This window comes from Streptomyces sp. NBC_01635 (assembly GCF_045209715.1).
Lineage (GTDB): Bacteria > Actinomycetota > Actinomycetes > Streptomycetales > Streptomycetaceae > Streptomyces > Streptomyces hirsutus.
This window is the reverse complement of record NZ_CP109277.1, coordinates 5,664,319-5,677,210: the sequence shown is the minus strand read 5'-3', so window position 1 is coordinate 5,677,210 and position 12,892 is coordinate 5,664,319. Positions and strand designations below refer to the sequence as shown.

Below are 12,892 nucleotides of genomic sequence, written 5' to 3'. Positions count from 1 at the left end.
CCGCTCACGGACACGTGACGCGGAGCGGGGCGGGCGCCGCGGAGATCACATTGACCCGGGCACGGCCCTCCCCCGAGGGTTGGCTGTATGCGCCACAGATCGTCCCCGCCCACGCCCCCCGGTGCTCGCCACCCCGGCGAGGAGCCGTCGTGCAGGGGGTGCTGAGCGGGTTCGCGGTGATCGCGGTCGTCATCGGCGTCGGCTATGTGATCGGCCGCCGGGGGTATCTCGGCGGGCAGGCCCGCGACGTGCTGACGAAGCTGGCGTTCCACGTGGCCTCGCCGGCCCTGCTGTTCACCGTCCTCGCCGAGGCCGACCTGTCCCTGGTCTTCTCCGGCCGGCTCCTGGTCACGGCGCTGAGTACGGCCGCGGTGGCCGGCGTCTTCGTGGCGGTGGGCGTCGTACGCCGCTGGGGCGTGGGCCGCACCACCATCGGCGCCCTGTGCTCCAGCTACGTCAACTCCGGCAACCTCGGCATCCCGATCGCGGTGTACGTCCTCGGTGACGCCTCGCTGGTGGCACCGGTGCTGTTGTTCCAGCTGGTCGGGGTCACACCGGTCGCGCTGACGATCCTCGATCTGGCGACCGCCGGGGAGAAGCAGCCCTGGTGGCGACGGCTGCTCACACCGCTGCGGAACCCGGTCGCGCTGGGCTCACTGGCGGGGGTGGCGGCGTCGGCGAGCGGCGTCGAGATCCCGGGCCCGGTCATGGACCCGGTGACCCTGATCGGCAACATGGCGGTTCCGGCCGTCCTGCTCGCGTTCGGCATCTCGCTGCGCGGCAGCTCCCTGCCCCTGCGGGGCGGTGAGCGCGGGGCGGTGCTGCTGGCCGTGGCGCTGAAGTCGCTGGGACAGCCGGTGGTCGCCTGGGGGCTGGCGGTGGGGGTGTTCGGGCTGCGCGGGGAGCAACTGCTGGACGTGGTGGTGACCTCGGCGCTGCCGGCCGCGCAGAACCTCTTCACGTACGCGAGCAGCTACCGCGTCGGCGAGACCCTGGCGCGGGAGGCGATCCTGGTGTCGACCCTGCTGTCGGTACCGGTGCTCGTGGTGGTGGCGACGGTGCTGGGGTGACTCAGGTGTCGGGAAACTCGCAGGTGTCCAGCTCGAGGTCGAAGGGCGCGGGCAGGGCGACCGGCTCACCGAACTTCGCGGTGCTCAAGGGGCGGTAGACGTCCCCCTCGGGTTCTCCGTAGAGCGTCAGGGTCGGGCCGTCGGGGTTCCAGCGGTCGGCCAGGAGGTACAAGGGGATGCCGGCGGTGGCGTAGGCGGCCGGCTTGGTCACGCGGTCGTGGCGGGCGTTGTACGCCGAGGTCACCTCGACGACGAGTTCGGCGAGGGCGGCGGGAAGGTGGGTGTCCGACTCCGGGTTCTCCCGGTCCGGGTACACCAGAAGGTCAGGAATGAACATCGCCCGACGTGAGGGCACGGCGATGGCCTGGGTCTGGAAGATTGACCAGTTCCGCGGAATCACGGCGTACAGGGGACGCTGCATGCTTGCCGCGATCGCATTGTGGTGAAGCCCAGGAGCGGGTGACACGGTGACGATCCCCTCGATGATCTCCACCTTGCTGCCCTCGGGCCATTCCATCTCCTCCCAGAAGCGGACCAGGTCGTCCCACCTCTGGCCGGGGTCCTCGCTCACGGCGACTACGGTCATGGCGGTACTCCCCTCGGTGCCACACCGATCCCAGCACGCCGAACGGGACCGGTGGCGGTCCACCGGTCCCGTTCCCCCGTATGGGGCGTGTCCCACCCCCGCCTCCGGCCCGCGCGCAGGTCAGGCGATACGTTCCCGCACCACCGGCGCCGCCGTGAAGGGCGTGCCGGGGGCCGCGATGTCGTAGGAGTCGGCCACCGCGTCGAGGGCGTACGCGAAGCGGTCCGGGGTGTCCGTGTGCAGGGTCAGGAGGGGCTGGCCCTCGGTGACGGTGTCGCCGGGCTTGGCGTGCAGTTCGACGCCCGCGCCCGCCTGCACCGGGTCCTCCTTGCGGGCGCGGCCCGCGCCGAGGCGCCAGGCGGCGACGCCGATGTCGTAGGCGTCCAGGCGGGTCAGGACGCCGGAGGCGGACGCCGTCACCACGTGCTGTTCCCGTGCCGTGGGCAGGGGGGCGTCCGGGTCGCCGCCCTGGGCCGCGATCATGCGGCGCCAGACGTCCATCGCGGAGCCGTCGGCCAGTGCCTTCGCCGGGTCGGCGTCCTTCAGTCCGGCGGCGTCGAGCATCTCGCGGGCCAGGGCGAGGGTGAGCTCGACGACGTCCGCCGGGCCGCCGCCCGCCAGGACCTCCACCGACTCGCGGACCTCGAGCGCGTTGCCGGCGGTGAGGCCGAGCGGTGTCGACATGTCGGTGAGCAGGGCGACGGTCTTCACGCCGTGGTCGGTGCCGAGGCCGACCATGGTGGACGCCAGTTCGCGGGCGTCCTCGATCGTCTTCATGAAGGCGCCGCTGCCGACCTTCACGTCCAGGACGAGCGAGCCGGTGCCCTCGGCGATCTTCTTCGACATGATCGAGGAGGCGATCAGCGGGATCGCCTCGACGGTGCCGGTCACGTCGCGCAGGGCGTAGAGCTTCTTGTCCGCGGGGGCCAGGCCGTCGCCGGCCGCGCAGATCACGGCGCCCGCGCCGTTCAGGACGGAGAGCATCTCGTCGTTGGACAGCAGCGCGCGCCAGCCGGGGATCGACTCCAGCTTGTCGAGGGTGCCGCCGGTGTGGCCCAGGCCCCTGCCGGAGAGCTGCGGGACGGCCGCCCCGCAGGCCGCGACCAGCGGGGCGAGCGGCAGGGTGATCTTGTCGCCGACGCCGCCCGTGGAGTGCTTGTCGGCGGTGGGGCGTGACAGCGAGGAGAAGTCCATGCGCTCGCCGGAGGCGATCATCGCGGCGGTCCAGCGGGCGATCTCGCTCCGGTTCATGCCGTTGAGGAGGATCGCCATCGCGAGGGCCGACATCTGCTCGTCGGCGACCTCCCCGCGGGTGTACGCGTCGATGACCCAGTCGATCTGCTCGTCGCTGAGTTCACCGCGGTCCCGCTTGGTGCGGATGACGGAGATGACGTCCATGGCCATGGGTGGCATTCCTTCCGGAGTGCGAAGAGCGCGGCCCCTCGGGGCGCGGCCCCTCCGGTCGGGAGTGAGTCGCGCGGAGGGGCCGCGGTGGAGCTACGGGGTACGAGGTGCTGCGGGTCGGAGGTGTTACGGGGTCACCCGGCGAGGTACTCCGGGCCGAAGGCCTGGGGCAGCATCGCCGACAGCGGCAGGACGCCCGACGGGGTTTCGAGGAGCAGTCCGGGGCCGCCGAACTCGTACAGCAGCTGCCGGCAGCGGCCGCACGGGACGAGGATCGCGCCCGTGCCGTCCACGCAGGTGAAGTGCGTGAGCCGGCCGCCTCCGGTGCGCTGCAGCTCCGAGACCAGTCCGCACTCGGCGCACAGGCCGAGGCCGTAGCTGGCGTTCTCGACGTTGCAGCCGGAGACGGTGCGTCCGTCGTCGACCAGGGCGGCGGCACCGACCGGGTATCCCGAGTAGGGGGCGTACGCGTGGGACATGGCCTCCCGTGCCACCGCGCGCAGCGCCTCCCAGTCGGTGTCCGCCGCGGGGGCCGGGGCGGGCGTCATCCGCCCTGTCCCTTCCGGTACGGGAGTCCGTCCGCCTTCGGCATGCGCAGCCGCTGCGCGGACAGGGCCAGGACCACCAGGGTGATGACGTACGGCGTAGCGGCGACGACCTGGTTGGGGACCTCGTTGGTGCCGGCGTACCAGGCGAAGACGAGCGCGCCGATGACCAGGGTGATGACCGCGTGCAGGTACTTCTTGCGGATCGCCAGCCAGATCGCGCCGACGAGCAGCAGCAGCGCGCCGAGCAGCAGCAGGGCGTGCACGTTGGTGGAGCCGCCGCGCAGGTTGAGGCTGTCGGTGTAGCCGAAGAGTCCGGCGCCGATGGCGAGGCCGCCCGGCATCCAGTTGCCGAAGATCATCGCGGCGAGGCCGATGTAGCCGCGCCCGCTGACCTGGCCCTCCAGGTAGAAGGGGTTGGCGACGATGGAGAGGAAGGCGCCGCCGAGGCCGGCCAGACCGCCGGAGATGATCACGGCGAGGTACTTGTACTTGTAGACGTTGACGCCGAGGGACTCGGCGGCGACGGGGTTCTCGCCGCAGGAGCGCAGGCGCAGGCCGAAGGCGGTGCGCCAGAGGATCCACCAGGTGGCGGGGATGAGCGCGACGGCGATGAGGGTCAGCCAGGAGACGTTGGTGACCAGGCCGCCGAGCAGGCCCGCGATGTCGGAGACGAAGAACCAGCCCTTGGCGTTGAGGTCCCGCAGCGCGTCGGACAGCCCCGGCACGGTGAAGTGACCGAGCGGTTCGACCGCCGGGGACTGCTTGGCGGAGCCGCCCTGGTGGCCTTCGAAGGCGAGCGGGGCGAGGTAGCGGGTGACGCCGAGGGCGAGGATGTTGATGGCCACACCGGAGACGATGTGGTTGACGCGGAAGGTGACGGTGACGACGGCGTGCAGCAGGCCGCCGAGGCAGCCGCCGATGATGCCGACCAGGACGCCGGTCCACGGGCCCCACTGGAATCCGGCCCAGGCGCCGAACCAGGTGCCGAGGATCAGCATGCCCTCGAGGCCGATGTTGACGACGCCCGCGCGCTCGGCCCACAGGCCGCCGAGTCCGGCCAGGCCGATGGGGACGGCGAGCTGGAGGGCGGTGGACATCTGGCTGACGTTGGTGATGCCGTCCGCGCCGGTGACGATGCGGACGATCGAGACCAGGGCCAGGGCGCCGGCGATGACCAGCAGCAGCACGGGCCACGACATGCGGCGGCCGGTGGGCGCCGCAGGCTGCAGCGAGGGCTGGTTGACGTCGGTCGCTGTGGTCGGGGCGGTCATCGGCCAGCCACCTCCTTCGTGGTGTTGTTGTCGGCGCCGAGGACGTGACCCGCGGCGAGTTCCGCGCCGACCCGGCGCTGCTGACGGCGCAGGCCCCACTCGCGGACGGCCTCGTAGGAGACGACGACCGAGAGGACGATCAGGCCCTGCATGATGACCGCGATCTCCTTGTCGTAGCCGTGGAAGTCCAGCTCGGGCGAGGCCTTGTCGAGCCAGGCCCACAGCAGGGCGGCGAAGGCGATGCCGACGGGGCTGTTGCGGCCGAGCAGGGCGATGCCGATGCCGAGGAAGCCGATGCCGGTGGGGAAGTTCAGGTTGTAGGTGTGGGAGTCGCCGAGCAGGATCGGCAGGCCCGCGAGACCGGCGAGACCGCCGGAGAGCAGCATGGCGGTGAGCACCATGCGCTTGGGGTTGACCCCGCTGGCCGCGGCGGCGGTCGTGGAGGCGCCGGAGGCGCGCAGGTCGAAGCCGAAGCGGGTGCGGTTGAGGACGATCCAGTAGCCGATGCCGAGCAGTGCCGCGAGGACGACCAGGCCGTAGATCTCGCCGGCTTCGCCCATGTCGATGCCGGGGACCCAGCCGGACTCGTACATCTCGCCGGTGGTGCTGTTGTTGCCGATCTTGACGCCGAAGACGTCCGGCTTCCACAGGTAGACGATGAGGGACGTGGCGATCGCGTTGAGCATGATCGTGGCGACGACCTCGCTGACCCCGCGGGTGACCTTGAGGACTCCGGCGATGCCGGCCCAGAAGGCGCCGGTGAACACGGCGGTGAGGAGCAGCAGCGGAAGCTGCAGCACGGCCGGCAGGTTCATGTGGGCGCCGACGACGGCGGCCATGATGGCGCCGAGCTGGTACTGGCCGTCGACCCCGATGTTGAAGAGGTTCATCCGGAAGCCGATGGCCACCGCGAGGGCGGCGATGTAGTACATCGAGGCCTGGTTGATGATCAGGACCTGGACGTCGGAGAACGTCGCCTGCTCGAACATCAGGGCGAACGGCTCGACGGGGTTCTTGCCCGAGGCGAGCAGCACGATCGCGCTCAGGGCGAAGGCCACGGCGAGCGCGATGACCGGTCCGGCCACTGCGAGGAGCACGCGCTCCTTGTCGAACTTCTTCATCAGCGGGCCTCGTCTTCCGGAGACTCGGGGGCGTCGGCCGCGGAGCCGGGGGCGTCGGCCCCGGTCTTCCCTGCGCCGGCCGGGGTCTCGGGGGTCTCTTCGTGTTCGAGGTGTCCGGTGGCGGCACCGGTCATGGCGGTACCGAGCTCCTCCGGGGTGACGGTGGCGGGGTCGGCGTCCGCGACGAGCCTGCCGTCGTAGATCACCCGGAGGGTGTCGGACAGGCCGATCAGCTCGTCCAGGTCGGCGGAGATCAGCAGGACGGCGAGGCCCTCGCGGCGCGCCTGACGGATGTGGTCCCAGATCGCGGCCTGCGCGCCGACGTCCACACCGCGGGTGGGGTGGGAGGCGATCAGGAAGCGTGGCCGGTGGCTCATCTCACGGCCGACGATCAGCTTCTGCTGGTTGCCTCCGGACAGGGAGGCGGCGGTGACGTCGATGCCGGGGGTGCGCACGTCGTACTCCCGGACGATGCGCCGGGTGTCCTCCTGGGCCGCCTTCGGGTCCAGCCAGAAGCCCTTGGCGTTGGGCTTCTCGGTGACGTGGCCGAGGATGCGGTTCTCCCAGAGGGGTGCTTCCAGGAGCAGGCCGTGGCGGTGGCGGTCCTCGGGGATGTACCCGATGCCCTCCTCGCGGCGTTTGCGGGTGGCCCAGCCGGTGATCTCCTCGTCGGCCAGCCGGATCACGCCGGAGTCGGCGTGCCGCAGGCCGATGAGGGCGTCGACCAGTTCGGTCTGGCCGTTGCCCTCGACGCCGGCGATGCCCAGGACCTCGCCCGCGTGGATGGTGAAGCTGATGTCGTCGAGCAGGGCCTTGCCGCCGGGGGCCGCCAGGCGCAGCTTGTCGACGGTGAGGACCGCGCGGTCGGTGACCGTGGACTCGGCGGTCTCCGGGGTGGGCAGTTCGCTGCCGACCATCATCTCGGCGAGCCGGCGCGGGGTGGTCTCGGCGGGAACGGCGGTGCCCACGGTGGTGCCCCGGCGGATGACGGTGATGTCGTCGGCGACCGAGAGGACCTCGCCCAGCTTGTGGGAGATGAAGATGACCGACAGGCCCTCCGCCTTGAGCTCGCGCAGGTTGTCGAAGAGCGCGTCGACCTCCTGCGGGACGAGGACGGCGGTGGGCTCGTCGAGGATCAGCGTGGTGGCGCCGCGGTAGAGGACCTTGAGGATCTCCACGCGCTGGCGGGCGGCGACGCCGAGTTCCTCGACCAGCAGGTCGGGACGTACGCCGAGGCCGTAGCGGTCGGAGAGTTCCTTGATCTTGCGGCGGGCCTTCGCGCCGATGCCGTACAGCTTCTCGCTGCCGAGCACCACGTTCTCGAGGACCGTGAGGTTGTCGGCGAGCATGAAGTGCTGGTGGACCATGCCGATGCCGCGGACGATGGCGTCGGCCGGCGAGGAGAAGGAGACCGTCTCGCCGTGGATCGCGATGGTGCCCTCGTCCGGCTTCTGCATGCCGTAGAGGATCTTCATCAGCGTCGACTTGCCGGCGCCGTTCTCACCGACGAGGGCGTGCACGGTGCCCTTGCGGACCGTGAGGTGGATGTCGTGGTTGGCCACGACACCGGGAAAACGCTTCGTGATCCCGGCGAGCTCGACGGCGGTCACCGACTCGTTGACCGCCGCTCCGGCCGGAGGGCTGCTGGACGCGTTGATGGCGCACTCCTGGGGACGGGGGTCGTCTACGCGCGTAGCGCCCCTACGGCATCGAACGGGGTCGCACACCCGGCTCGACGGGGTGCGGGGAGCCTACTCCCCGCACCCCGTCGAGCGGTCACGACCCCATGGATTACACGCTGTTCGGGCACAGGGCCTTTCACGCGGATCGCGCCGGGCCCGCGGACCCGGCCCGATGCGAACGAAAGGCCCCGCCGGGGTCAGCTCGACTGGACCTTGATGTCGCCGCTGATGATCTTCTTCTTGGCCGTCTCGATGACGTCCTGAAGCTTCGCGTTGTCCGCGAACACGGGGTTGGACTGCGCGAGGCCGACCTCACCCGACGCCAGATCGCCCCTGAGGATACCGGTGCGGGGAGCCTTGTCCTCGACCGACTGAGCCAGCTTGTACACCGACTTGGCGACGTCCTTCGTCGCGGAGGTCAGGATCGAGCCCTTGTACTTCGCCAGGGCTTCCTGCGCGTACTGGTCGGAGTCCACGCCGATCGCCCAGACCTTGTTGGCGGCCGCGGCCTCGATGGCACCCTGACCGGACAGACCGGCCGCCGTGTAGATGACGTCGGCCTTCTTCTCGATCTGGCCCTCGGCGGCGGCCTTGCCCTTGTCGGGGCTGGAGAAGCCGCCCTCCTCCGCCGTCTGCGTCAGGAACTGCGAGACGACCTTGACGTTCGGGTCGGTGTCCTTGACGCCCTGCTCGAAGCCGGCCCGGAACTTGTGGATCAGCGGGATGTCCACACCGCCGATGAAGCCCACCACATCGGTCTTGGTGGTCTCGGCGGCGGCGACGCCGGCCAGGTAGGAGGCCTGCTCCTCGGAGAAGACCAGGTCGGCCACGTTGTCCAGCTCGACCGTGGAGTCGTCGACGATGCCGAAGGTGGTGTCCGGGTACTTCTCGGCGGCGGCCTTCACGGCGGTGGCGTAGGCGTAGCCGACGCCGACGACCGGGTCGTAGCCCTGCTTCGCCAGCGAGCCCAGGCGCTGCTCCTTGTCCGCGTCGGTCTCGCCGTCGGTGGGCTCGACGTCGGCGGTCTTGTAGCCGAACTCCTTCTCCGCCTGCTTCAGGCCCGCGTACGCGGCGTCGTTGAAGGACTGGTCGCCCCTGCCGCCGACGTCGTAGGCGATGGCGATGCCCTTGTCGCCCTTCGACTCCGACGAGCCGGAAGAGGTCGAGGTGCCGCCGCAGGCGGAGAGCGCGAGGGCCAGAGAGGCGGTCGCTGCGCCTGCGACCGTGATCCGGGAAATCCGGCGCATGTGTGGTGCTCCTTCGTACAAGCGCCGGAAGTCGGGGGGCGGCGCTGGCTTCGCCGCAGATTAACGCGCGTAGACCTCCCTGGAAACCCTTTCTGTCCACCTTGTTATGCGGCCGTGCCCTACCCGCCTCCTACCGCGAGTAAACCATTGCCTGTCGCAAACAGATCGTGGCACAGGGTGACATTCAGGCGATGTGCGGTGTGAGGTGAAAAGCACCGTGACATCCGACACGGTGCTCGCCGGCCGGCGCACGCCGGACATCGGCCCGGGTCGCCGGGTCCGCTGCGGCCGGAGGGGCTCAGCGCAGCCGGCGCGCGCGCAGCACCAGGTCGTCGGTGTGGTGCGCGCCTGCGCCGCCGCCGGGTGCCACGCGGGGCCGCTGCTCGTCCACCTCCACCTTCCAGTCCTCGTCGAGCAGAGCGGCGACCATCGAGGGCCAGACGTAGTCGGCCGGGTCGAAGCCGCTCTCGTCCTCCTGCCGGGTGTGCACCCCCGCGTGGTGGACGAGCAGCAGCACTCCGCCGGGCACGACGGCCGCGAGCAGCGCTCGCTCGGCTGCGGCGTCGGGGGTGCGCACCAGGGCGGGGTACTGCGCGGAGACCAGGTCGAAGGAGGCCGGCGGGAGGGCCGCCTCCGTCAGTGAGGCGTGCACCCAGCGAACGGCGAGGCCGGCGTCCCGTGCGTGCCCGGCCGCCCGTTCCAGCGCCACGCCCGAGACCTCGAGCGCGGTCACGTCCCAGCCGCGGCGTGCGAGCCAGAGGGCGTCCGCGCCCTCGCCGCAACCGACGTCGAGCACCCGCCCGGGTGTGAGCCCGGCGGCCTCGGCCACCAGCGCACCGTTGGGCCGGCCGCTCCACAGCTGCTGTCGGTCGGCGTACAGGGTGTCCCACTCCGCCCTCACCACGGGGTCTCCGACGTATCCGTCGGCAGGGAAGGAGGTGTCGGACGCGGGCGGTCCCGCTGCGATGTCGTCGTTCATCGGCCCACCGTCGCCCGACGTGTCCCGGACACGCCACTCCTGTTGCCGGTCCGGCAAAACGGCGCCCCCGGGGGCACACGAGCCGGGCGGGCACCCTGAGGTGCCCGCCCGGCTTCGTCACTGCGGTACCGCGGTACCGCGCTGCTCCCCTGTCGCGCTGCCGCGCTGTCGCACTACTCCGTCTTGACGGTGATGGAGCCGTCGATGATGCCTTCCTTGGCCTTGGCCACGGCGTCCGTCAGGCCCTTGATCTCGGCCATCTTCGGGTTGCTGTCGGAGAGGCCGACGCCCTCCACCTTGAGGTCGAAGACCTGGGTGCCGGTCAGCGCCTTGCCGTCCTTGACGGACTTGGCCAGGGCGTACACCGAACCGCCGACCTCCTTGGTGGCGGAGGTGAGGATGAAGTCCTTGTAGCCGGCGAGGGCTTCCTGCTGGTACTGGTCGGAGTCGACGCCGATCGCCCAGACCTTCGCCTTGGCGGCGGCCTCGATCACGCCCTGGCCCGAGAGACCGGCCGCCTGGTAGACGACGTCGGCCTTCTTCTCGATCTGGCCCTCGGCGGCGGCCTTGCCCTTGTCCGGGCTGGAGAAGCCGCCCTCCTCCGCCGTCTGCGTCAGGAACTGCGAGACGACCTTGACCTTGGAGTCGGTCGCCTTCACGCCCTGCTCGAAGCCGGCCCGGAACTTGTGGATCAGCGGGATGTCCACACCGCCGATGAAGCCCACCACATCGGTCTTGGTGGCCTTGGCCGCGGCGACGCCGGCGAGGTAGGACGCCTGCTCCTCGGCGAAGACCAGGGAGGCGACGTTCTTGCCCTCGACCACGGAGTCGACGATGCCGAAGGTGGTGTCCGGGTACTTCTCGGCCACGGCCGTCATCGCCGGGCCGTAGGCGAAGCCGACACCGATCACGGGGTTGTAGCCCTGCCTGGCGAGCGTCGAGAGGCGCTGCTCCTTGTCCGCGTCGGTCTCGCCCTCGGTGGGCTCGATGTCGGCGGTCTTGTAGCCGAACTCCTTCTCCGCCTTCTGGAGCCCCGCGTACGCGGCGTCGTTGAAGGACTGGTCGCCCTTGCCGCCGATGTCGTAGGCGATGGCGAGACCGAGGTCGCCCTTCGCGGAGCTCTTTCCGCCGTCCCCGCCCTCGCTGCTGGTACCGCCGCAGGCCGTGGCGGCGAGTGCGAGCGACGCGACCCCCACTGCGACGCGAGTCAGTCTGGATATCCGACGCATCTGACGCTCCCCATTCTCCAAAGCCCCGCGGCGGGCGCTCGGTTCGGCGACATTAACGCGCGTAGACACTCCTGGGAACGGGGTACAGCGTGGCTGTTATCCATTCGTGCCGATGGCCGGTTACACCCTGGTAAAGCAGCGGGCCATAGAGGGTCCAAGGGGGCGGAAAGGGGCGGCCGGAACGGTGCGTGACGGGCGCCACGCACCCCCTCCCCCGCCCGGGGCGCAAGGGGAGCGACGGGGGTGGGCGGGGCGAAGGGGCCGATGGTCGAGGAGGCGACCGGCCGGCCCCGCCCGCTCAGCGCAGGGCGTCCAGGAGGGCGGCGGCGGTGAAGAGTTCGACGCCCACGGTGATGGCGTGCTCGTCGACGTCGAAGTCGCCCTGGTGCAGGTCGCGGATGGTGCGCTCGCCCGGAGGACGGACCCCGAGGCGGGCCATGGCGCCGGGGACGTGCTCCAGGTACCAGGAGAAGTCCTCGCCGCCGAGGCTCTGTTCGGTGTTCTCCACGGACTCCGCGCCGCGCCGGGCGATCATGGCGTCCCGCAGGAGTTCGGTGACGCCGGCCTCGTTGACGACCGGCGGGACTCCGCGCACGTAGTTGATCTCCGACTTGGCACGGTGCAGGTTGGCCACCTCGTCGATGGCGGCGACCACGGTGTCCGGGGCCAGCCGCCAGGTCTCCAGGTCCAGGCAGCGCACGGTGCCGGAGAGCTCGGCGTGCTGCGGGATGACGTTGGGCGCGTGGCCGGACTCGATCCTGCCCCAGGTGATGGCGAGCCCGCTGCGGCTGTCGACCCGCCGGCCCACCAGAGCGGGCACGTCGGTGACGACCCGGGCGGCGGCGGTGACCAGGTCGGTGGTCAGATGCGGGCGGGCGGTGTGGCCGCCGGGCCCGTCGAGGGCGATCTCGAGACGGTCGCAGGCGGAGGTGATGGGGCCTTCGCGCAGCCCGATCCTCCCGGCGTCGACCCGGGGGTCGCAGTGCACGGCGACGATCCGCCCGACCCCGTCGAGCGCGCCGTCCAGGAGGGCGTCGGCGGCCCCGCCGGGCAGCACCTCCTCGGCGGGCTGGAAGATCAGCCGCACCGGCCGGGGCAGCCGGCCCTGGCGGTGCAGTTCGGCGAGGACGAGCCCGGTGCCCAGCACGACGGTGGTGTGCACGTCGTGGCCGCAGGCGTGCGCCCGGTCGGGCACGGTGGAGCGATAGGGGCACTCGCTCTTCATGTCGGGGATGGGCAGCCCGTCGATGTCGGCCCGCAGGGCGAGTATGCCGGTGCCGGGGGCCGCTCCGGTGCCGGTGTCCGGGCCGGTGCCGGCCGGTGTGCCGTCCATCACCCCGATGTCACAGATGACGCCGGTCCCGCCGGAGAGTACGCGTGGGGCGAGGCCGGCCCGCTCCAGCCGCTCCTTGATCGCGGCGGTCGTACGGAACTCCTGGTGGCCCAGCTCGGGGTGCATGTGCAGGTCGCGTCGGAAGGCGACGAGCTCGGCGCGCAGGGCCTCGGGGAGCGTACCCGGAAGCACCGCCCCTCCGACCAGATCGACCTCGGACTCCTCGGACTCCAGTGACATCAGTTGCTTCACCCTTTGAAGGGTAGGACGCCGAAGCCCCCGACCGACCCCTGATCAAGAAAAATCAGCCTGTCAGCGGAAGAAAATCCGGCAGTCCCACGCTTAGTCGTGCTCTGCGATGGGTAAACTCGCCGCCCTTGTATGCGGACGAGCCCACACAGACCGCCGGAAGGCACGCCGCT

At 70.9% G+C, this 12,892-nt stretch carries 11 protein-coding genes; 1 reads left to right on the top strand and 10 read right to left on the bottom strand.

Annotated elements, in window-relative coordinates:
* Positions 1-149 precede the first annotated feature (149 nt).
* Positions 150-1,070 carry an AEC family transporter gene (locus OHB56_RS26525; protein ID WP_406356012.1) on the top strand — a complete coding sequence of 307 codons (921 nt, stop codon included), beginning with the start codon at positions 150-152 and terminating at the stop codon, positions 1,068-1,070.
* Position 1,071: 1 nt separating this feature from the next.
* Here the strand turns inward: OHB56_RS26525 and OHB56_RS26520 are convergent, their stop codons facing one another.
* From OHB56_RS26520 to OHB56_RS26475, 10 genes are all read right to left on the bottom strand, one after another.
* Entirely contained in the window at positions 1,072-1,656 is a 585-nt protein-coding gene (locus OHB56_RS26520; RefSeq protein ID WP_351120637.1) for a Uma2 family endonuclease, read from the bottom strand.
* 120 nt (positions 1,657-1,776) lie between these two features.
* The gene (locus OHB56_RS26515) at positions 1,777-3,054 is read right to left on the bottom strand and encodes a thymidine phosphorylase (protein ID WP_326757147.1); all 1,278 of its coding nucleotides are present in this window, start codon (positions 3,052-3,054) and stop codon (positions 1,777-1,779) included.
* Positions 3,055-3,194: 140 nt separating this feature from the next.
* Positions 3,195-3,608 (bottom strand): cytidine deaminase, encoded by a 414-nt coding sequence (locus OHB56_RS26510; protein ID WP_406356010.1) that lies wholly within the window; start codon positions 3,606-3,608, stop codon positions 3,195-3,197.
* On the bottom strand, positions 3,605-4,879 hold the full coding sequence (locus OHB56_RS26505) for an ABC transporter permease (RefSeq protein WP_406356009.1): 1,275 nt from the start codon (positions 4,877-4,879) through the stop codon (positions 3,605-3,607). The genes OHB56_RS26510 and OHB56_RS26505 overlap by 4 nt, the downstream gene beginning before the upstream one ends.
* The gene (locus OHB56_RS26500) at positions 4,876-6,000 is read right to left on the bottom strand and encodes an ABC transporter permease (RefSeq protein WP_326754415.1); all 1,125 of its coding nucleotides are present in this window, start codon (positions 5,998-6,000) and stop codon (positions 4,876-4,878) included. Before OHB56_RS26500 ends, OHB56_RS26505 begins: the two co-directional genes overlap by 4 nt.
* Positions 6,000-7,610, bottom strand: coding sequence for an ABC transporter ATP-binding protein (locus OHB56_RS26495; RefSeq protein ID WP_406356008.1), 1,611 nt, complete (start codon positions 7,608-7,610; stop codon positions 6,000-6,002). The genes OHB56_RS26500 and OHB56_RS26495 overlap by 1 nt, the downstream gene beginning before the upstream one ends.
* Before the next feature lie 269 nt (positions 7,611-7,879).
* Positions 7,880-8,929 carry a BMP family protein gene (locus tag OHB56_RS26490; protein ID WP_406356006.1) on the bottom strand — a complete coding sequence of 350 codons (1,050 nt, stop codon included), beginning with the start codon at positions 8,927-8,929 and terminating at the stop codon, positions 7,880-7,882.
* 298 nt (positions 8,930-9,227) lie between these two features.
* On the bottom strand, positions 9,228-9,908 hold the full coding sequence (locus OHB56_RS26485; RefSeq protein ID WP_406356004.1) for a class I SAM-dependent methyltransferase: 681 nt from the start codon (positions 9,906-9,908) through the stop codon (positions 9,228-9,230).
* Positions 9,909-10,081: 173 nt separating this feature from the next.
* On the bottom strand, positions 10,082-11,137 hold the full coding sequence (locus OHB56_RS26480; RefSeq protein ID WP_406356002.1) for a BMP family protein: 1,056 nt from the start codon (positions 11,135-11,137) through the stop codon (positions 10,082-10,084).
* A gap of 298 nt (positions 11,138-11,435) precedes the next feature.
* Positions 11,436-12,710 (bottom strand): amidohydrolase, encoded by a 1,275-nt coding sequence (locus OHB56_RS26475; protein WP_326757146.1) that lies wholly within the window; start codon positions 12,708-12,710, stop codon positions 11,436-11,438.
* Positions 12,711-12,892 lie beyond the last annotated feature (182 nt).